Raw genomic sequence first — 19,918 nt, forward strand, 5'->3', positions numbered from 1 at the left:
TTACGCCTCCTTCAGCTTGGATGCCGCGTCATGGATTGCTGCGCGGATAAGGGGATAGGTGCCGCAGCGGCACAGGTTGCCCTGCATCGCTTCGTCGATGTCTGCGTCAGAGGGGGCCGGGTTTTCCACCAGCAATGCCGCGGCCTGCATGATCTGGCCCGACTGGCAGTATCCGCACTGCGCGACCTGATGATCGATCCAGGCCTGTTGGATCGTGGCCAGCGCGTCCGGCGAGCCGAGCCCTTCGATCGTGGTCACGTCACCCCAGACATCCGAAAGCGCCACCTGGCAGGAGCGCACGGCCTCGCCATCGATATGCACGGTGCAGGCCCCGCATGCGGCCACGCCGCAGCCGAACTTGGTGCCGGTCAGCCCGACCTCGTCCCGCAGAACCCAAAGAAGGGGGACGTCATCAGGCAGATCCACCTGATGTTGCTTGCCGTTGATCTTCAGGGTCGTCGCCATGGCGCACCTCGTGTTACTGTGGCTGGATTCTGACATAATTGTAGGAAAGTGTCAGGATGTCAATTGACAAATTGAACAAAAAATGTCAGGGCTTCGAATATGAAAGACAATGGTGACGGCTCACGGCAACAGGCGATCCTGAACTCGGCGTTTCAGGCGTTTTCCACTTATGGATATAGAAAGACCTCGATGGACGACATCGCGCGCGGCGCGGGGATGTCCCGGCCGGCGGTGTATCTGCATTACAAGAACAAAGAGGCGATCGTCAGCAAGCTGACCGAGCTGTACTATGCCGAAAAGAGTGTTGCGGTGGCCGAAGCGCTGGCGACGCAGGGGTCGGTGCCCGAGGTTCTGACCCGCGCAATTCAGGCGCAGACCGAGGGGATGGCAAAAATTCTGGCCTCGCCCCACGGGCTTGAAATCCTCGACAACACAAAATCTCTGTCTGGGGAAATCATCGCGGCGGGTGAGGCCAGGCTGGCCGCGCTCTATGCGGACTGGCTGACGCAACAGGAAAAGGCGGGCCGGGTTCGCCTGCTGGCTGACGCGGCAGAGACCGGTCGGACGATCACGGCCACGCTCAAAGGGCTGAAGCTGATTGGCGCCGGCGCCGAGGTCTATGAACAGCAGGTCGCACAGGTCGCGGCCCTTTTCGGCGCCGGACTCGAAGTCAGGTAACGCGCTGACGGATCCTGTATTCGGGCGTGTCCCACAGGCGATTCTGCATGATATCGGCCATAATCCCGACGGCGCGTTCGACATCGCCTTCGTCGATATACAAAGGTGTGAAGCCGAACCGCATTATGTCGGGTGCTCGAAAATCTCCGATCACGCCTCGGGCGATCAGGGCCTGCATGGCGGCATACCCTTCCTTGAAACGGAACGAGATCTGGCTGCCACGCTGCTGCGGATCACGGGGGCTGGCCAGTTGCAGATCCGGGCAGGTTGCCTCGACGCGTTCTATGAAAAGCTCGGTCAGTTCAATCGATTTGGCCCGGACGTCGGTCATGTCCGCCAGATCCCAGATATCCATCGCAGCCGACAAGGCCGTCATCTGGATGATGGGGGGCGTTCCCACCCGCATCCGTTCAATGCCGCTGCCGGGGCGGTAGTCGAGATCGAAGGCAAACGGCGCTTCGTGCCCCAGCCATCCGGACAGGGCGGGGCGTGCGTGTTCCGCCAACCTCGGCGCGACATAGATGAAGGCCGGCGCGCCGGGGCCGCCGTTGAGGTATTTGTACGTGCACCCGACTGCGAAATCGGCGTTGCACCCTGAAAGGTCCACCGGGATGGCCCCCGCGGAATGGGCCAGATCCCAGACTGTTATCACGCCGTTGGCATGCGCCAGTTCGGTCAGTGCCTTCATGTCGTGCATCCGACCCGAGCGATAATCCACCTCGGTCAACATAAGAACAGCGACCTCTTCGGTGATTGCACCGGCCACGGCTTCGGGATCAACGACGCGCAACTCATACGCGTCCCCAAGCGAGCGCAGCAAGCCATCCGCCATATACAGGTCCGAAGGAAAGTTGCCGTTGTCCGACAGAACCACTTTGCGATCCGGATTCAGTTCAAGGGCCGAGGCCACCGCCTGATAGACCTTGATCGACAAGGTGTCTCCGGTCACCACACTGCCGGGCTCAGCTCCGATCAGGCGGCCAATCCGGTCACCAAGCGCGGTGGGCAGGGCCATCCAACCAGCCTTGTTCCATCCGGTGATCAGCATCTGGCCCCATTCATCCGTCAGCATCCGTTGCACTCGGGCACCGGCCGATTTCGGCAGGGGGCCCAGAGAATTGCCATCCAGATAGATGACGCCCTCTGGCAGGTCGAACATGGCTTTGGTTGCCGCAAAATCAGTCATGAAGGCTCGCTAACTAGTGTGAACGTCGGTGATTGCTATTGAGGTAGTCGATCCTCGATATTGAGTCCATGCGATGCGACATACTGGTCTTTTGCCATTTTGGCTCAAAAGCGGTAGGACATCGCGCAGAAGCGACATGTGCTTGATCTTGTCGTCATTCAATGAGGGCTTTGCATGCGCTGGATGGACGTTCCGCCGGTTTGGTTGATTGCTTTTGCGGCTCTTGCCTGGTTGCAGGCCAGGTATCTGAAGCTGGGCCTGTCGCTTGAGGGTGGTTTGACGGATCTTCTGAGCGGGGTGTTGATCGGAGGTGGAATCCTGATGGCTGTTCTGGCAGTGGTCGAATTCCGCCGTCACAAGACAACCGTCATCCCACATGAAACCCCGTCGTCGATGGTGCAGTCCGGCATTTACAAGCGCAGTCGCAATCCGATCTATGTGGGCGACGTTCTGATTCTTGCGGGTCTTATCCTTCGGTTTGATGCCGTGCTGTCCCTGGTTCTTTTGCCAGTCTTTGTCTGGGTGTTGGAGCGTCGGTTCATCCTGCCGGAAGAAGACCGCCTGCGTCGTACCTTTCGCGCTGATTACGCTCGCTACGAACGCAAGACACGGCGCTGGATCTAGTGTGGATGCTGCAATGACATCACGTCAAAAATGCTGCGCTTGCGAAATAATGTTGCGCAGGATACATCTTTGCTTAACAAAGAATACCGATCACCCGCTCAGAACGAGTAAGAATTAGGGGGACTGCCAGTGAAGATAGGCACGCCAAAGGAAATACTGGACGGCGAGAACCGGGTCGCGATGACACCGGACTCGGCCGTGCAGCTGCAAAAACTGGGCTATGAGTGCCTGATCGAAAAAGGCGCAGGTGCTGCCGCCGGTTTTTCGGACGCGGCGTATGAGGCCGTGGGCGTTGAAGTTGTCAAGACCGCAGCATCGCTGTGGAAGGCCGCAGATATCATCGCCAAGGTTCGTATCCCGACCGAGACGGAACTGAAGCGTCTGACCAAGGGCAAGACGCTGATTTCCTTCTTCAACCCTGCCGGAAACGAAGAAGGAATGGACCTTGCCAAGTCCAAGGGCGCAAACGTGATCGCCATGGAAATGGTGCCGCGTATTTCTCGCGCGCAGAAGATGGACGCATTGTCGTCGATGGCCAACATTGCCGGCTACCGCGCCGTTATCGAGGCGGGCAACAACTTTGGTCGTTTCTTCACCGGTCAGGTGACTGCGGCTGGCAAGGTGCCGCCTGCGAAGGTTCTGATCGTCGGGGCCGGTGTTGCCGGGCTTGCCGCGATTGGTACATCGACCTCGCTGGGTGCAATCACCTACGCGTTCGACGTGCGCCCCGAGGTGGCCGAGCAGGTCGAATCGATGGGGGCCGAGTTCGTCTATCTGGACTTCGAAGAAGAACAGCAGGATGGTGCGGCCACCGGCGGGTATGCTTCCGTCCAGTCAGAAGAGTTCCGCAATGCGCAGCTGGCCAAGTTTCGAGAGCTGGCCCCGGAAATAGATATCGTCATCACCACGGCACTGATCCCCAACCGTCCGGCGCCAAAGCTGTGGCTGGAAGACATGGTCAAGGCCATGAAGCCGGGCTCGGTCATCGTTGACCTTGCGGCCGAACGCGGCGGGAACGTCGAAGGTACCGTGCCGGACGAAAAGGTGGTGACCGACAATGGCGTGACCATCATCGGCTATACCGACTTCCCCAGCCGGATGGCGGCGCAGTCTTCGTCTTTGTACGCGACCAATATCCGTCACATGATGACCGATCTGACGCCTGAAAAGGACGGCCAGATCAATCACGACATGGAAGATGACGTGATCCGCGGCGCGACCGTGACCTATGAGGGTGAGATCACCTTCCCGCCGCCACCACCCAAGGTGCAGGCAATCGCGGCGCAGAAAAAGCCCGAGGTCAAGGAACTGACCCCGGAAGAAAAGAAGGCGCAGGAAATTGCGGCCTTCAAGGCGCAGACCAAGCAGCAGTTCACCCTGCTGGGTGTTGGTGGCGTGCTGATGCTGCTGGTGGGGCTGATCGCTCCGGCCAGTTTCATGCAGCACTTCATCGTCTTCGTGCTGGCCATCTTTGTGGGCTTCCAGGTGATCTGGAACGTCGCACACAGCCTGCACACTCCGCTGATGGCGATCACCAACGCGATCTCGTCGATCATCATCGTCGGGGCCCTGATGCAGATCGGATCGGGGTCGTTCCTGGTCATTCTGTTGGCGGCACTGTCCGTCTTCATGGCCGGGATCAACATCTTCGGCGGTTTCCTCGTAACCCGGCGCATGCTCGCCATGTTCCAGAAATCTTAAGGAGGCCGGGCACATGGATTATGGCTTCACCACTGCCGCCTATGTTGTTGCGGCTGTCCTTTTCATCCTTTCGCTCGGCGGTTTGTCGAACCAGGAAAGCGCCAAGCGCGCGGTCTGGTATGGCATCGTCGGTATGGCGCTGGCGGTTTTCGCCACGCTGGTTGGCCCGGGCTCGGGTCTGTGGCTTCTGTCGCTGCTGCTGATCGCGGGCGGTGGTTTCATCGGCCAGTATGTTGCGCAGCGCGTGCAGATGACCGAGATGCCGCAGCTTGTTGCGGCGATGCACTCGCTGGTCGGTCTTGCGGCCGTGTTCGTCGGCTTCAACGCGCATTTCGAGATCGGCAACGTGGCGCAGGTCATGGCCATTGCGGACAGTGCCAGCCAGGCGGATCTGTCCGATCTGGGGTCTTTTGCCAAGTTGATTGCCAAGAAAACCCCGGCCGAGCTGGCAATCCTGCACGTGGAACTGTTCCTGGGCATCTTCATTGGTGCGATCACCTTCACCGGGTCGGTCGTCGCCTATGGCAAGCTGGCGGGCAAGGTGACCTCGGCAGCGACAAAGCTGCCCGGTGGCCATGCGCTGAACGCGGCGGCGGCGGGTCTCTCGCTGATCTGCCTGATCTGGTACACATCGACAGGGGGTCTGTTCCCGCTGATCCTGATGACGCTGGCAGCGTTGTTCATCGGCTATCACCTGATCATGGGTATTGGCGGCGCCGACATGCCGGTGGTTGTGTCCATGCTGAACAGCTATTCGGGTTGGGCGGCTGCGGCGATCGGTTTCTCGCTGGGCAACGACCTACTGATCGTGGTGGGTGCGCTTGTGGGCTCGTCTGGTGCGATCCTGTCCTACATCATGTGCAAGGCGATGAACCGCCACTTTGTCAGCGTGATACTTGGCGGTTTTGGCGGCCCGCAGGGCGAACAGATGGCCGTTGAAGGCGAACAGATCGCAATCGAGGCCGATGGCGTTGCTGCAGCCTTGAACGACGCGGACAGCGTGATCATCATTCCGGGCTATGGCATGGCTGTGGCACAGGCGCAGCAATCGGTTTCCGAACTGGTGCGCAAGCTGCGGGCCAAGGGCAAGAACGTTCGTTTCGCAATCCACCCTGTGGCGGGTCGCTTGCCGGGCCACATGAACGTTTTGCTGGCCGAAGCGAAGGTGCCGTATGATATCGTTCTGGAAATGGACGAGATCAACGACGACTTTCCGGACACGGATGTGGCAATCGTCATCGGCTCGAACGACATCGTGAACCCTGCGGCACAGGAAGATCCCAACAGTCCCATCGCCGGCATGCCGGTTCTGGAATGCTGGAAAGCCAAGCAGGTCTTTGTCTCGAAACGTGGTCAGGGCACCGGGTATTCTGGCATCGAAAACCCGCTGTTCTTCAAAGAGAACACCCGCATGTTCTACGGCGACGCCAAGGAGTCGCTGGACAAGTTGCTGCCGATGATCGATTGATCGTCGCGTTTGATCCGATTGCAAAGGGCGCCTTTGGGCGCCCTTTTCTTTTTTGAGTTTGTATGGAGGCGTTGCCCCCAAACCCCCAGGATATTTCCAGCCAGATGAAGCAGGCGGAGTGTGGTAGTCTGGGGTGGCGGCACAGATGGCAGGAGGTCGAGGATGGAGAAAGTGAATGGTATTGGCGGAGTGTTCTTTCGCGCCCGCGACCCTAAAGCGCTGAGCGCCTGGTATGAGAAGCACCTGGGCGTCAATCATTATGACCCCGTGCCTTGGAAGCAGCGTGAAGGCTATACGGTCTTTGCGCCATTCGCGGAGGACACCGCGTATTTCGGGCGGGCCGATCAGCAGTGGATGATCAATTTTCGTGTCGATGATCTGGGCGCGCTGACGGCGCAGCTTGAGCAGGCTGGAATCACGGTGGAAACCAATCCTGACTGGGACAGCGAAGTTGGAAAATTTGCCCGCATCCATGATCCTGAAGGCAACCCCATCGAGCTGTGGCAGCCAAATCAATGAGATAGCAGGGTTGTATACCGTTGTACCCCTGTAAGTACGTGAAATAAAAAGAGAATTGATGTGTCAATTATGTGCCGTATAGTGCGCGTGACGATGCGGAGCCTCACATGACACCGATAGATGACCATCCCCTTCGCTATGCGCTAGCCAATGAACTGCATGCTCGACCGTTTCCGGTCGCGTCAATGCCCTGTACGGTGGTCTTTCTTGCGATCAAAAAGCCTGAGGCCGCCGTGGCGCGCGATCGACGTGAGGATTTGGCTCATTTGATCGACCTGCTGGATCGCCACGGTGCGCAGCACCCTCGGCCGGACGCCACGCATTACGCGGGCCAGATTGGACGCCACTGGTTGAAGTGGGAGCAGCATACCGAATTCGTGACCTATACGGCGATCGCGCAGAATGTGAGTGAACGCGCCTTTGACCCGGCTGACTTTGAGGTCTTTCCGCCCGATTGGTTGATGGCCAGTCCGGGTCAAAGGGTTACGTCGGTTCTGGTGCGCGTGGTTGAACGCGAAAGTGACGACGTGGTGAAATCGAAACTGCTGGATTGGTTCGAGCCGGAAAGCCTGGCCGTGTCCAGGGTGTTGGACGATGCAGCGGTTTGTGCCAGTGATTTTCGGATCGATCCGGCAGGTCACATGCGCTTTGCCTTGTTCGTGGCCGAGGGCACCGGACGGCGTCGGACGGGACGGATTATTCAGCGTCTTTGCGAAATTGAAACGTATAAGGCGATGTCGATGCTGGGTTTTGCGCGCGTCAAGCAGCTGATGCCGCGTATCGGAGAGCTGGATGGGCAACTCACCCGATTGATGGGGCAGATGACAGGCAACTCGGCGCAGCCTGACGCGCTGTTGCAGGATTTGCTGGCAACGTCGATCGAGCTCGAAACATTGTCGGCACGGTGTTCTTTCCGGTTCGGAGCCACCGGGGCGTATGAGGCCATCGTCAACCAGAGGATCGAAGTGTTGCGAGAAGAACGTTTCGAGGGTGGTCAGAATTTCGCCGATTTTATGATGCGCCGATATGACCCTGCAATTCGCACCGTGAAATCCACGGAACGCCGCCTTGAGGCCTTGTCGGACCGGGCGATCCGCGCGGGTGAGTTGCTGCGGACAAGAGTGGATGTGGAAAGAAGCGCGCAAAATCAGGCGTTGCTGGAAAGCATGGACCGTCGGGCTGATCTGGCGCTGCGCTTGCAACATACGGTCGAGGGGCTTTCCGTGGTTGCCATCAGCTATTACGCGGTTTCGCTGGTCAGCTATCTTTTGTATCCGCTGACGGCCTCTGGCATCAGCAAGGGCATGCTGACGGCGGCGGTTACGATCCCGGTTGTCGCCGCGGTGTGGTACTCGGTGCGACGCATTCGCAAACGGCTCGGTTGAGCAGCAATTGCCAAGTTTTTTCTGACCTGTAGAACGGTGGCATTGGGTAAGCTGAGCGAGGGCATGGGATGGCAAGCATAGTTGCAGCATGGCGCGCTGTCGCCGCCATGTTCATTCTGAATGGTGCCCTGTTCGGAATCTGGGCGTCGCGCATTCCCGCCTTACGCGACCGCTTGGAACTGTCCCATGATGCGCTCGGGTTCGGCCTGTTGTTCATGGCTGCTGGGGCTGTCTGCTCTTTCCCGATAACTGGGCGGCTTACGGATCGTTTCGGCGCTGTTGCAATCACCCGGATCATTGCGATTCTGTATACGGGGTCGCTGATCTTGCTGGCCATGGCGGATGGGCTTTGGGGGCTGGCAGTGTTCCTGTTTGTCTTTGGCGCCTTCCACGGGTCGATGGATGTTGCGATGAATGCATGGGCCGCCGAGGTAGAGCAGGCATATGACAAACCCGTTATGTCCTCGTTCCATGCAATGTGGAGCCTTGGTGCAGGTCTTGGCGCGCTCAGCGGTTATGCCGCGGTTCAGATGGGGCTGACGGTTCTTGTGCACTTCCTGTTGGCGGGTGGCGTGGTTGTTGGCCTTGCGCTTGCGTCATCCTGGGTAAGCTGGACCTCGCGCCAATCCCAAGAGCCTCAGAGTACGGTCTTCGCCTTGCCATCCGGCGCGTTGATACTGGTTGGCATAGCCGCCTTGTGCGGAGCGTTGGGCGAAGGGGCCGTGGCAGACTGGAGCGCGATATATCTGCGTGACATTACGGGGGCGTCGGAAAGCGTCGCTGCCTTGGGCTATGCGGTGTTTTCAGTAACCATGGTGGCGTTTCGACTTGCAGGCGCGCTTGTTATTATCCGGTTCGGTCCAGTCGTTTCCGCCCGGTTCGGCGGTATTTGCGCGGCGTTTGGTGTTTTTACGGTGGTTTCAACAGCAACGATCCTGCCCGTGCTGGCCGGCTTTGCATTGATGGGAATAGGTTATGCCGTGATCATGCCACTGGCATTCAGCCGGGCGGCCAGCGATCCGAATGTGCCGCCGGGGCAAGCCATCGCAAGTGTTGCGACATTGGGGTATGGGGGGCTGTTGATCGGTCCGCCGTTGATCGGCTTTTTGGCGGAAGTGTTCGGCCTGCGTCTGGCATTCGCCGTGCTGTTGCCATTGGCCGTTCTGATCGTGCTGTTGGCCGGCGCGCTGAGGCGCGCCGACTGAACTTGTCTCAGCGTCCGCGAATGCGGGGATCCAGTGCGTCGCGCAGACCGTCACCCAGATAGTTGACGCTCAGGACAGTCAGCGAGATTGCCAGACCAGGCCAGAACACACGCTCGGGGTATTGCTGTAGGTAATCGACTCCGTCGAACAGCAGGCGGCCCCATGTCGGGAAGTCGGGCGGAAAGCCCAGACCCAGGAAGGAAAGCGCGCTTTCGGTAATGATCGCCGTGGCAATCCCCAGCGTCGCGGACACCATGATCGGTGAAAGCACGTTGGGCAGAATGTGCCGCGTGATGATCTGACTGTTACTGGTGCCGATGGAGCGTGCCGCCAGAACGAATTCGCGTTCCTTGATGGCCAGCACATCACCGCGCACGATCCGTGCGGTCGGCATCCATGAGGTGATGCCGATGGCGCAGACGATCAGGATGAAGATCCCACGCTCCAACCCGAACGCGGCCGACAGGGGCTCGCGGAACAGCAGCATCATGACCAGCAGCAAGGGCAGCAGGGGCAGGGCCAGAAACAGGTCTGTCAGACGCATGAGCGGACCATCCAGCCGTTTGAAGAACCCGGCCAGAACGCCGATGAACGATCCCAGGAACAGTGCCAGCAGCATCGCGGTGATGCCCACCGATACCGAGGTTTGACCGCCCGACATCATGCGCGCCAGAATATCCCGGCCCAACTGGTCGGTGCCGAAGGGATGCGCCCAGCTTGGCCCCTGATTGCGGGCCCGGATGTCGATCTGCGTTGGATCGATGCTCCAGAGATAGGGGCCCAGATAGACGCCCGCCACGATCAGGATGAACAGCACCGCACCCACCATGGCGCCCTTGTGCGTCTTGAACTGATCCCAGACGTCGCGCCATTGGCTGCGCGGCGGGGTCGTGAGTTCCTCCATCACATCAGCGGTTGGCAGCGCGGTGGATGCCGGGGCCAGACCTTCGTCGGGGATCAGCGTGTCTGATTTGTCGTGATCAGTCATAGCGAATCCTCGGGTCCAGAATGCCATACAGGACGTCGGCGATCAGGTTGAACAACACGATCAGCACGGCAAAAATGAAGGTCAGGGTTTGCACCATTGGCAGGTCATTGGCCTGAATGGCGCCAATCAGCAACTGGCCGATGCCATTCACCTTGAATACCTGCTCGGTGATGATGGCGCCGCCGAAGATGGCCGGAATGCCCAGTGCAATGACCGTGACCACGGGGATCATCGAGTTCCGCAGGACGTGGACCATGACGACCGTGTATTCGCTGAGCCCCTTGGCGCGGGCGGTGCGAACGTAATCCTGGTTGAGATTGTCCAGCATCGAGGCGCGCATGAAACGGCTGAGCTGTGCCGTGATCTGCAACGCCAGCACCATGACCGGCATGATCATCTGCTTTAGCTGCACGACGAAGCTGTCCCAGCTGTTGACCACATGGGTCGTGTCATAGATCGACGGGAACCAGCCCAACTGGACCGAGAAGATCACGATCACCAGAACGCCCGAGAAAAACGGAGGGACCGAGAAGCCGACCATCGACACGAAGGTGCCCATCTGGTCGAACCAGGAATACTGGCGATAGGCCGAATAGATGCCGATGGGCAGCGCGATCAGGATGGCGACAACATAGGCGGTGCCGACAACCCACAGGGTCTGCGGGATACGCTGAACGACGATGTCCATGACGGGCGAGCGGGTCTGCCAGGATATTACACGCAGGTCGCCTGCGGAAAAACTGGTGCCGAAGATGTGGTCTATCAGAACCTGCGGTTCGATCCAGAAGAATTGCACGATCCACTTCCAGAACCGGATATGCATCGGCTGGCCAAGGCCAAGCGCCTCGCGCATCTTTTCCTTGACTTCGGGGGGAACGGTGAGCGGAACCTGCGCCATCGGATCGCCGGGTGCGAGTTCGAGGAGCAGGAAGATGACGAGGCTGATGAACAGCAGCGTTGGAACGGCCAGCACCAGTCGTCTGATTGTGAAATTAAGCATTAAGAGGCGCCTTTATATGCGTCTTCTTGTTGGGGTGGGATGCAAATGACCGCGCCCCGATAACGATCGGGGCGCGGTTTTGCAAGGTCAGTGCTTAGGAACCGGTCTTGCGGTACCAGTCCGCAATGTTCCACAGCTCGCTGTCCCAAACGTTCAGGACAACGCCACCCAGGGTGTTTGCATGCGCCGACAGGCGACCACGGTGAACCAGCGGGATCATACCACCATTCTGAACCATGATGTCATTCAGCTGCTTGGCGATTTCCGCACGCGCTTCCAGACCAGCGGTTTCGGCCAATTGAGCGTGCAGCTTGTCGAACTCTTCGTTGCAGAAGCGGCTGATGTTTTCGCCCTGCCACTGCGAGTCAGGACGCGGAGCTTTGTCGCACAGGCCGTTGCCCAGATAGGACTGCGGGTCGGTGCCGTTGAAGGTGTTGGCGTACATTTCAACGTCGGCATAGAACTTCTGGAACGTGTCGGGCGAGCCCGGGTCACCACCGAAGAAGACCGATGCGTTGATGTTGCGCAGTTCGGTTTCGATGCCGATCTGGCTCCACCATTCCTTGATCAGCGCCTGGAAGTCCTGACGGACGGCGTTGGTCGAGGTCTGATAGACGATCTTCAGCGGAACGCCATCCTTCTCGCGGACGCCGTCGCCATCGGTGTCGACGATGCCGGCATCATCCAGCAGTTTCTTGGCGCCTTCGATATCCTGGGTGTCACAGGTCATCGAGGTCGAGTTGAACGCAGCAGGGGCCGGAACCCAGTTGCAGGTCACTTTACCAGCCTGACCATAGCCGATTTCCACCAACAGCGGACGGTCGATGGCCATGGACATGGCTTTGTAAACGGCCGGGTCCTTCAGGAACGGATGCGGATGCTTTGCTGTCGAACGCTCGCCTTCAGGCAGCTCGGGCGACGGGTTGGTCTGGTTCAGCATGATGCGCTCGACCAGCGGGCCGAAGCCTGCAACCGGCGTACCTTTGCCACCTTCCTGCATCTGAGCGATCACTTCCGGAGCCAGTTGCAGGTTCCAGGCATAGTCAAACTCACCAGTTTCCATGACAGCACGACCAGCAGCTGTCGCGTCACCGCCGCCTTTGAAGGTCACGGTCGCAAAGGCAGGTTTTGCCGGATCACGATAGTTGTCGTTGGCCTTGAAGGTGATCACGTCGTTCGGCTTGAACTCGGTGACGACAAAGGGGCCGGTGCCGATCGGGTTGAAGTTCTGCTCGGTGCATTCGGGGGCTTTGGCGCCCATGCAGTTTTCGAACTGGGCCTTTTGCAGGATCGGGCTTTCACCACCGACGAACGGGCCATAGGGGAAGGGGGTCGGTGCGTCGAAAGTGACCTTGACGGTCAGGTCATCAACAGCTTCGACCGAGGTGACGCCTTCGAACTTGGTGACCTGTGCGCAGCCACCTTCGGGGTGCATGCAGTAATCAGCGGTGAACTTCACGTCAGCAGCGGTGAACGGAGAGCCGTCAGACCACGTGATTCCCGGCGCGATTTTCCATGTGATCGACGTCAGGTCTTCGCTGACACCGCCATTTTCCACGGTCGGGATTTCAGACGCCAGAAATGGCACCATGTTGCCGTCCTGGTCGTAGCGTGCAAGTGGCTCGATCACAAGCGAGGCTGATTCCACGTCTTTCGTACCGCCGGACAGGAACGGGTTCAGGATCGACGGAGCCTGCCAATAGATGATGCTGACATTGCCGTCCGAACCGCGCTCGGCAAAGGCCATCGGGGCCATTGCCGTGCTTGCGATCGCACCAAGCAAAAGGGTTTTGATTTTCATAAGTCACTCCCGAATTGGACACGTTCGTGTCTCGATTATCTCCGCAAGGCCTGCGGGTTTGGCGTTGCCGCTTCGGGGTAAGATTTTGATCATTCACGATAATAGCGCTAACGGATTCCGTCGGCGCTGCTTCCCCAAGGCGGTTACGTTGGGTATCGAAACAGAACTTGAGAAAAATGCAAGTGGTGCCGTCGCGAAAATGTGTAATGGGTTTGACTTTTCCCGGTGGCCCGCCGTAGCGTTCGGCACTCAGAACAAGAATTACCTCGTCAAGGGAGCGCGCACGTGCTGGATCAGCCTATTGCTCAAATCAAAAAACTGCGGGTGGAGTTTCAGACAAAGGACGGTCCCGTTGTTGGTGTTGAGGACGTCTCGTTCGAGGTCAAACCAGGCGAAACCGTTTGTATCGTTGGCGAATCGGGCTCGGGGAAGTCGGTTTCATCTTTGTCTTTGATGCGTCTGGTCGAGTTTGGTGGCGGCGAAATCGCGGGCGGCGAACTGCTGTTTGATCGCCGCGATGGCGAAAAAATGAACCTGGCCAAGGCCGATCAGGATCTGATGAAACAGATTCGCGGCAACGAGATCGGGATGATCTTTCAAGAGCCGATGACCGCGCTAAACCCCGTTTTCACCGTGGGCCGGCAGTTAACCGAAGGTCTGCGCATCCACAAGGACATGACGAAGGCGCAGGCCGAGCAACGGGCGCTGGAACTGCTGCGTCAGGTCCGTATCCCAGAGCCCGAGCGCCGTCTGAAACAATACCCTCACGAGTTGTCGGGCGGGATGCGCCAACGTGTTGTCATTGCGATGGCGATGGCCTGTGAGCCGCGCCTGTTGATCGCCGACGAACCCACCACGGCGCTGGATGTGACCATTCAGGCCGAGATTCTGGCCTTGATGGACCGCCTCAAGCGGGAAACCGGAACTGCGGTGATGTTCATCACCCACGACATGGCCGTGGTTGCCCAGATGGCTGACCGCGTGGTGGTGATGTTCCGCGGCAACAAGGTCGAAGAAGGCACGGTCAAGGAAATCTTTGAAAACCCGCAGCACGACTATACCAAGGCGCTTCTGGCCGCGGTGCCGAAACTGGGCGAGATGCAGGGTAAATCTGCGCCCGAGCCGATGAAGCTACTGGGGGTCGAAGGGCAGAAAATTGCACCAATTCCGGGTACGGAAGAGGTTCTGCTGACCGTCAAGAACCTGACAACACGGTTCCCGGTCAAAGGCGGGCTTTTGCGGCGCACGATTTCGAACGTTCATGCGGTCGAGGATGTCTCGTTCACTCTGAACAAGGGTCAGACGCTCAGTCTTGTAGGGGAATCCGGGTGCGGCAAGTCTTCGGCTGGGCGCTCGATCCTGCGGCTGGTTGAGCCTTTGGCGGGCGAGATTGATCTGGACGGTGTCGATATCATGAAGCTTGATCCATCTGGTTTGCGCAAGGCGCGGCTGGACATGCAGATGATTTTCCAGGACCCGTTCGCGTCGCTGAACCCGCAGATGCAGCTGGTCGACCAAGTGGCCGAGCCGATGCGCAATTATGGTGTGGCATCGGGATCCGAACTTCAGGATCGCGTGGCACAATTGTTCGACAAGGTGCAATTGCCGCGCAGCTTCATGCGTCGCTTCCCGCATGAAATGTCGGGCGGTCAGCGTCAGCGGATTGCAATTGCCCGCGCTTTGGCCCTGAACCCCAAGCTGATCATTGCGGATGAGGCGGTCTCGGCCCTTGACGTGTCGGTGCAGGCGCAGGTTCTGAACCTGATGATGGAATTGCAGTCCGAGCTGGGCCTGTCATACCTGTTCATCAGCCACGACATGGCCGTTGTCGAACGCGTCAGCCATTATGTCGGGGTCATGTATCTGGGGCGCATTGTCGAACTCGGGCCCCGGGCGCGGGTGTTCGAGAACCCGCAACATCCCTATACGCAGGCGCTGATGAAGGCGGTTCCGATCGCAGACCCGAACAAGCGGAAATCGGAAAAGGATCTGAATTTCAAACCGATCCCTTCTCCTATTCATCCCACCAACTACACGCCGGAACCTTCGCAATATCAAGAGGTTGAGGCAGGGCACTTCATTCTGACCACGGACAGCGGGTATTGACCCAAATGGCGAAACGCCTGACTCCGCTTGAGATCATGACACTGCTGATCTCATTTCCGACCGTAAGCCGTGATTCCAATCTGCCGCTGGTGGATTGGGTTCAGGACTACTTGCAAGGCCACGGAATCGAAAGCCACCGCTGGCCAGATCCGGACCAACCGCACAAGGCCGCGATCTTTGCGCATGTTGGTCCATTGGAAGAAGGTGCGGTGGTTCTGTCCGGTCACACGGATGTCGTGCCGGTGGACGGTCAGCCGTGGGACACTGATCCTTTCACGGTGACCGAGAAAGACGGCAAGTACTTCGGTCGCGGCACCTGCGACATGAAGGGGTTTGACGCCCTGGCCATCTGGGCTCTGGTCGAAGCACACTATGCCAATATCAGCCGGCCGCTTCAGCTGGCGCTCAGCTTTGACGAAGAGGTCGGATGCACCGGTGCGCCGCCGATGATTGAAGCAATGCAACAGGTTCTGCCCAAGGGATCGGCAGTGATAGTGGGTGAGCCGTCGATGATGCAGGCGGTGACGGGGCATAAGGGCGGGTTCGGCATAGATACACATATCGTCGGGTTCGAAGTGCACAGCTCGATCATGCACACTGGCGTGAACGCGATCATGGCGGCGGCGCCTTTGATTGATTGGGCAAATCACCGAAATGCCGAAAGCATGGCTGCTGAGCCGAGCGAAATCGCAGCCGTATTTGACCCGCCGTGGACAACCTGTCATGTCGGCATGATTGAAGGCGGGACAGCCCATAACATCACCGCCAAAGACTGCACTTTCATGATGGATTTCCGCACGGTGCCGGACGAAACGCAGGCTGAATGGCGCGATGCCTATATCGAACAGGTCCGCCAGGTCGAAGCTCGGATGCAGGCCGTTCACCCCGATACGCGCATCGAACTGTCTGAACATTTCGCGATCCCGGGGCTGGTGCCCGAACAGGACGGAGAAGCCGAAGCTTTGGTGCGCGCCCTGACCGGGGACAACGCAAGTCACGTCGTCAGCTATGGGACCGAGGCAGGGCAGTTTCAGGCGGCCGGGTATTCAGCCGTGATTTGCGGCCCCGGCGATATCGCGCAGGCTCATCAGCCGAACGAGTTCATATCGATCGCGCAATTCGAAGCTGGGCATGGGTTCATGCAACGATTGGTTGAAAGGCTGAGCGCGGCGTAACATTCAACGTGGCCTCAGTGGTTCAGGGGAGGGTCTTGAGATGCCAGTCAAAAACAGACTTGCAGAGATGCATGGTGATATTACCAAGTGGCGCCGCCACCTGCACGCACATCCTGAACTGATGTATGACGTGCATGAAACGGCTGCTTTCGTTGTCGAGCGTCTCAAGAAATTTGGTGTGGATGAGATCACGCCGGGAATTGGCCGGACGGGTGTCGTGGCTGTGATCCGGGGACGGCAGGATACGACCGGGCGCGTGATCGGATTGCGCGCTGACATGGATGCATTGCCGATCGAAGAAGCGACGGGGTTGGACTATGCCTCGACTGTATCGGGCAAGATGCACGCCTGCGGGCATGACGGGCATACCTCGATGCTGCTTGGGGCCGCCCAGTACCTGGCTGAAACCCGAAACTTCGATGGCACCGTTGTTCTGATTTTTCAGCCCGCCGAAGAAGGTGGCGCAGGCGGTCTGGCCATGTGTCAGGACGGCCTGATGGACCGCTGGGGCATTGATGAGGTCTATGGCATGCACAATATGCCGGGGTTGCCGGTGGGCGAATTCGCGATCCGACCCGGCGCATTGCTGGCTTCATCTGATGAATTCGAAATCACGATCACCGGCAAGGGCGGACACGCGGCTGCACCGCATGACGCGGTAGACACCACGCTGGTGGCCTCGCATATCGTCGTGTCGTTGCAATCCGTCGTGGCGCGCACCGTGGATCCGATCAAACGCGTGGTGCTGACCGTGGGTACGTTTGAAACGGACAGTGTCGCGTCAAACGTGATCGCGCATACCGTCCGCTTGCAGGGGACCGTCCGGACGCTCGACCCCGAATACCGCGCCATTGCAGAAGAGCGCGTTCGCAGGATCGCCGAGGATACGGCCTCGGCCTTCGGCGCAAAGGCAGATGTCGTCTGGTCGCCCGGCTATCCTGTGACTGTGAATTCCGAGGCTGAGACGGCATACGCTGCCGAGGCGGCCGAGGCCGTGGCGGGCAAGGTCAATGACAGCACTGATCCGATCATGCCGTCGGAAGATTTCGCCTACATGCTTGAAGAACGGCCCGGAGCTTACATCTTTATCGGGAACGGGGACACGGCCATGTGCCATCACCCGGAATACAATTTTGACGACAATGCGATTCCCGCCGGTTGCAGTTGGTTTGCCGAGATCGTGGAACGACGATTGCCCGTGGCATAATTTGAGGGAGAGTGACATGCCGATCAAAAACCGCCTTGCAGAGATGCACGAAGAGATCACAGGCTGGCGGCGTGACATTCACCAACATCCGGAAATTCTGTACGACACGCATCGCACCAGCGCGCTGGTGGCGGAAAAGCTGAAGGAATTCGGCTGTGATGAGGTCGTTACAGGCATCGGTCGCACCGGCGTGGTCGGGGTCATTCGGGGAAAGAGCGACACGCAGGGCCGGGTGATTGGCCTGCGCGCCGACATGGATGCGCTGCCGATGCAGGAACAGACCGGGCTGGACTATGCCTCGAAGACATCAGGCGCGATGCATGCCTGCGGGCATGACGGGCATACCGCCATGGTTTTGGGGGCGGCAAAGTACCTGTCTGAGACGCGCAATTTCGATGGCACTGCAATCGTGATCTTTCAGCCTGCCGAAGAGGGCGGGAATGGCGCCGAGGCCATGTGCAAGGACGGTCTGATGGACCGGTTCGGCATTCAGGAAGTCTATGCGATGCACAACGTACCGGGCCTGCCGACCGGGCAGTTCGCGATCCGTTCGGGCCCTTTGCTGGCCGCAGCGGACGAGTTTGATATCCATCTTGAAGGGCGCGGCGGTCACGCTGCAAAACCCCATGAAACGGTCGATACGACGGTGATGCTGTCACAACTGATCGTGGCATTGCAGACGATCGTGTCGCGCAATGCCGATCCGATCCTGCAAGCCGTGCTTTCGGTGACGTCTGTCGAGACGTCATCGAAAGCGTTCAACGTGATCCCGCAATCGGCGCAGATACGCGGCACGGTCCGAACCCATTCCAACCAGATGCGAGATCTGATCGAACAGCGCCTCAAAGAGGTCGCCGAAGGGATTGCAGCAACATTCGGTGGTTCCGTGAACGTCAATTACTCGCGCGGCGTTCCGGTGACGATCAATGCCGAAACTCAAACCGGATATGCGGCAGAGGCCGCAGTCTCGGTCGGGGGCAGCTGCATCGAGGCGCCGATGGTGATGGGGGGCGAGGATTTCTCGTTCATGCTGGAGGAACGGCCCGGAGCTTTCATTGTTCTGGGCAACGGTGACAGCGCCGGGTTGCACCACCCTGAATACGATTTCAACGACGAGATCATCCCGATCGGATGTTCGTGGTTCGCAGAAATGGTCGAGCGCCGATTGCCGGCGGCTTGAACTGAATTAGGAGAGAATAGACATGCCAGTCAAAAACCGCTTTGCCGAATTGCAGAATGAAATCACGGAATGGAGAAGGGATCTGCACGAAAATCCAGAGATCCTGTTTGAGACCCACCGCACCAGCGCGAAGGTGGCCGAGAAGCTGAAGGAGTTCGGCTGCGATGAGGTGGTGACCGGTATCGGACGTACCGGTGTCGTGGGGGTGATCAAAGGCAAGTCGGACAGCAAGGGAAAGGTGATCGGCCTGCGCGCAGATATGGATGCGCTGCCGATCCATGAGGCGACGGGGTTGGACTATGCCTCGAAAACGCCGGGCGCAATGCATGCCTGCGGCCACGATGGCCACACGGCGATGCTGCTTGGTGCGGCGAAGTACCTGTCTGAAACCCGCAATTTCGATGGCACGGTTGTTGTGATCTTCCAGCCTGCCGAAGAGGGCGGCGGCGGTGGTCGTGAAATGTGTGAAGATGGCATGATGGACCGCTGGAATATTCAGGAAGTCTACGGCATGCACAATTGGCCGGGTCAACCTGTGGGCAAGTTCGCCATCCGCCCCGGTTCTTTCTTTGCCGCAACCGATCAGTTCGACATCACTTTTGAAGGGCGCGGCGGTCATGCTGCCAAGCCGCATGAAACAGTAGATACCACGGTACTGGCCGCGCAGGCGGTGTTGGCGCTTCAGACGATTTCCTCGCGCAATGCCGATCCGATCGATCAGGTCGTGGTGTCGGTGACGTCGTTCGAGACCTCGTCGAAAGCGTTCAACGTGATCCCGCAGACTGTTCAGATCAAGGGTACCGTGCGCACCATGAGCAAGGATATGCGGGATCTGGCCGAAAAGCGGATCAATGAGATCTGCAATGGTATGGCGGCAACGTTCGGAGGCACCGCCGATGTGACCTACATCCGTGGGTATCCGGTGATGGTGAACAGTGAAGAGCAGACTGAGTTTGCCGCAGCTGTTGCCCGGTCGGTATCCGGCGATTGCGACGATGCGCCTTTGGTCATGGGCGGCGAGGATTTTGCCTTTATGCTGGAGGAGCGCCCTGGCGCCTATATTCTCGTGGGTAACGGCGATACGGCCATGGTTCACCACCCGGAATACAACTTCAACGATGAGGCGATTCCCGCCGGGTGCAGCTGGTGGGCAGAGATCGTCGAGCAGCGGATGCCGGCGGCCTGATGGGGCGGGTGGGGGCTCTGCCCCCACACCCCCGGGATATTTTT

17 protein-coding genes are annotated in these 19,918 nt (G+C 58.9%); 12 read left to right on the top strand and 5 right to left on the bottom strand.

Translation table 11 applies throughout. From position 1 onward, the window contains the following. Positions 1 to 465 (bottom strand): (2Fe-2S)-binding protein, encoded by a 465-nt coding sequence (locus tag ACR0LI_RS02410; protein WP_209832557.1) that lies wholly within the window; start codon positions 463 to 465, stop codon positions 1 to 3. Positions 466 to 564: 99 nt separating this feature from the next. On the opposite strand from ACR0LI_RS02410, the gene ACR0LI_RS02415 reads away from it, so the two are divergent. Next, entirely contained in the window at positions 565 to 1,143 is a 579-nt protein-coding gene (locus ACR0LI_RS02415; protein WP_209832559.1) for a TetR/AcrR family transcriptional regulator, read from the top strand. Here ACR0LI_RS02415 and kynU read toward each other — a convergent pair. Beyond that, positions 1,136 to 2,329 (bottom strand): kynureninase, encoded by a 1,194-nt coding sequence (kynU, locus tag ACR0LI_RS02420; RefSeq protein WP_171722936.1) that lies wholly within the window; start codon positions 2,327 to 2,329, stop codon positions 1,136 to 1,138. The two genes, ACR0LI_RS02415 and kynU, sit on opposite strands and share 8 nt — an antisense overlap. Before the next feature lie 174 nt (positions 2,330 to 2,503). On the opposite strand from kynU, the gene ACR0LI_RS02425 reads away from it, so the two are divergent. The 6 genes from ACR0LI_RS02425 (at position 2,504) to ACR0LI_RS02450 (ending at position 9,231) form a co-directional block, all read left to right on the top strand. Then, entirely contained in the window at positions 2,504 to 2,953 is a 450-nt protein-coding gene (locus ACR0LI_RS02425; RefSeq protein ID WP_480490611.1) for a methyltransferase family protein, read from the top strand. A gap of 129 nt (positions 2,954 to 3,082) precedes the next feature. After that, positions 3,083 to 4,654 carry a Re/Si-specific NAD(P)(+) transhydrogenase subunit alpha gene (locus ACR0LI_RS02430; RefSeq protein WP_171631071.1) on the top strand — a complete coding sequence of 524 codons (1,572 nt, stop codon included), beginning with the start codon at positions 3,083 to 3,085 and terminating at the stop codon, positions 4,652 to 4,654. A 13-nt stretch (positions 4,655 to 4,667) separates the two neighbouring features. Further along, positions 4,668 to 6,122, top strand: a complete 1,455-nt coding sequence (locus ACR0LI_RS02435) for an NAD(P)(+) transhydrogenase (Re/Si-specific) subunit beta (protein ID WP_152458621.1) — start codon at positions 4,668 to 4,670, stop codon at positions 6,120 to 6,122. A gap of 162 nt (positions 6,123 to 6,284) precedes the next feature. Further along, a complete protein-coding gene (locus ACR0LI_RS02440; RefSeq protein WP_171631075.1) occupies positions 6,285 to 6,641 on the top strand; it encodes a VOC family protein in 357 nt (118 codons plus the stop codon). Between the two features lie 107 nt (positions 6,642 to 6,748). After that, the gene (locus ACR0LI_RS02445) at positions 6,749 to 8,026 is read left to right on the top strand and encodes a DUF3422 family protein (protein ID WP_171631078.1); all 1,278 of its coding nucleotides are present in this window, start codon (positions 6,749 to 6,751) and stop codon (positions 8,024 to 8,026) included. 68 nt (positions 8,027 to 8,094) lie between these two features. Then, positions 8,095 to 9,231, top strand: coding sequence for an MFS transporter (locus ACR0LI_RS02450; RefSeq protein ID WP_480717957.1), 1,137 nt, complete (start codon positions 8,095 to 8,097; stop codon positions 9,229 to 9,231). Between the two features lie 7 nt (positions 9,232 to 9,238). Here ACR0LI_RS02450 and ACR0LI_RS02455 read toward each other — a convergent pair whose 3' ends face one another. The 3 genes from ACR0LI_RS02455 to ACR0LI_RS02465 form a co-directional block, all read right to left on the bottom strand. Next, entirely contained in the window at positions 9,239 to 10,219 is a 981-nt protein-coding gene (locus tag ACR0LI_RS02455; RefSeq protein WP_171631083.1) for an ABC transporter permease, read from the bottom strand. After that, a complete protein-coding gene (locus ACR0LI_RS02460) occupies positions 10,212 to 11,219 on the bottom strand; it encodes an ABC transporter permease (RefSeq protein ID WP_171114986.1) in 1,008 nt (335 codons plus the stop codon). The genes ACR0LI_RS02455 and ACR0LI_RS02460 overlap by 8 nt, the downstream gene beginning before the upstream one ends. Before the next feature lie 94 nt (positions 11,220 to 11,313). Continuing rightward, positions 11,314 to 13,020 carry a peptide ABC transporter substrate-binding protein gene (locus ACR0LI_RS02465; protein ID WP_171631085.1) on the bottom strand — a complete coding sequence of 569 codons (1,707 nt, stop codon included), beginning with the start codon at positions 13,018 to 13,020 and terminating at the stop codon, positions 11,314 to 11,316. 285 nt (positions 13,021 to 13,305) lie between these two features. Between ACR0LI_RS02465 and ACR0LI_RS02470 the strand changes: the two genes are divergently transcribed. Genes ACR0LI_RS02470 through ACR0LI_RS02490 form a run of 5 tightly spaced genes read left to right on the top strand, consistent with a single transcriptional unit; the run spans position 13,306 to position 19,874 of the window. Then, the gene (locus ACR0LI_RS02470) at positions 13,306 to 15,126 is read left to right on the top strand and encodes a dipeptide ABC transporter ATP-binding protein (RefSeq protein ID WP_171631087.1); all 1,821 of its coding nucleotides are present in this window, start codon (positions 13,306 to 13,308) and stop codon (positions 15,124 to 15,126) included. A 5-nt stretch (positions 15,127 to 15,131) separates the two neighbouring features. Next, complete coding sequence (argE, locus tag ACR0LI_RS02475; RefSeq protein WP_480490604.1) at positions 15,132 to 16,301, top strand: acetylornithine deacetylase; 1,170 nt, start codon at positions 15,132 to 15,134, stop codon at positions 16,299 to 16,301. Between the two features lie 40 nt (positions 16,302 to 16,341). After that, positions 16,342 to 17,508, top strand: coding sequence for a M20 aminoacylase family protein (locus ACR0LI_RS02480; RefSeq protein WP_480490603.1), 1,167 nt, complete (start codon positions 16,342 to 16,344; stop codon positions 17,506 to 17,508). 16 nt (positions 17,509 to 17,524) lie between these two features. After that, positions 17,525 to 18,688 (top strand): M20 aminoacylase family protein, encoded by a 1,164-nt coding sequence (locus ACR0LI_RS02485; RefSeq protein WP_480717958.1) that lies wholly within the window; start codon positions 17,525 to 17,527, stop codon positions 18,686 to 18,688. A 22-nt stretch (positions 18,689 to 18,710) separates the two neighbouring features. Further along, on the top strand, positions 18,711 to 19,874 hold the full coding sequence (locus tag ACR0LI_RS02490; RefSeq protein WP_480717959.1) for a M20 aminoacylase family protein: 1,164 nt from the start codon (positions 18,711 to 18,713) through the stop codon (positions 19,872 to 19,874). Positions 19,875 to 19,918: the final 44 nt, after the last annotated feature.

The sequence above is a fragment of the Ruegeria sp. CL7 genome, from assembly GCF_056536445.1.

Coding starts and splice junctions, on each gene's coding strand:
- ACR0LI_RS02460 (WP_171114986.1), bottom strand. CDS start 11,219: ATGCTTAATTTCACAATCAGACGACTGGTGCTGGCCGTTCCAACGCTG.
- argE (WP_480490604.1), top strand. CDS start 15,132: ATGGCGAAACGCCTGACTCCGCTTGAGATCATGACACTGCTGATCTCA.
- ACR0LI_RS02425 (WP_480490611.1), top strand. CDS start 2,504: ATGCGCTGGATGGACGTTCCGCCGGTTTGGTTGATTGCTTTTGCGGCT.
- ACR0LI_RS02490 (WP_480717959.1), top strand. CDS start 18,711: ATGCCAGTCAAAAACCGCTTTGCCGAATTGCAGAATGAAATCACGGAA.
- ACR0LI_RS02485 (WP_480717958.1), top strand. CDS start 17,525: ATGCCGATCAAAAACCGCCTTGCAGAGATGCACGAAGAGATCACAGGC.
- ACR0LI_RS02410 (WP_209832557.1), bottom strand. CDS start 465: ATGGCGACGACCCTGAAGATCAACGGCAAGCAACATCAGGTGGATCTG.
- ACR0LI_RS02440 (WP_171631075.1), top strand. CDS start 6,285: ATGGAGAAAGTGAATGGTATTGGCGGAGTGTTCTTTCGCGCCCGCGAC.
- kynU (WP_171722936.1), bottom strand. CDS start 2,329: ATGACTGATTTTGCGGCAACCAAAGCCATGTTCGACCTGCCAGAGGGC.
- ACR0LI_RS02445 (WP_171631078.1), top strand. CDS start 6,749: ATGACACCGATAGATGACCATCCCCTTCGCTATGCGCTAGCCAATGAA.
- ACR0LI_RS02480 (WP_480490603.1), top strand. CDS start 16,342: ATGCCAGTCAAAAACAGACTTGCAGAGATGCATGGTGATATTACCAAG.
- ACR0LI_RS02455 (WP_171631083.1), bottom strand. CDS start 10,219: ATGACTGATCACGACAAATCAGACACGCTGATCCCCGACGAAGGTCTG.
- ACR0LI_RS02450 (WP_480717957.1), top strand. CDS start 8,095: ATGGCAAGCATAGTTGCAGCATGGCGCGCTGTCGCCGCCATGTTCATT.
- ACR0LI_RS02435 (WP_152458621.1), top strand. CDS start 4,668: ATGGATTATGGCTTCACCACTGCCGCCTATGTTGTTGCGGCTGTCCTT.
- ACR0LI_RS02465 (WP_171631085.1), bottom strand. CDS start 13,020: ATGAAAATCAAAACCCTTTTGCTTGGTGCGATCGCAAGCACGGCAATG.
- ACR0LI_RS02415 (WP_209832559.1), top strand. CDS start 565: ATGAAAGACAATGGTGACGGCTCACGGCAACAGGCGATCCTGAACTCG.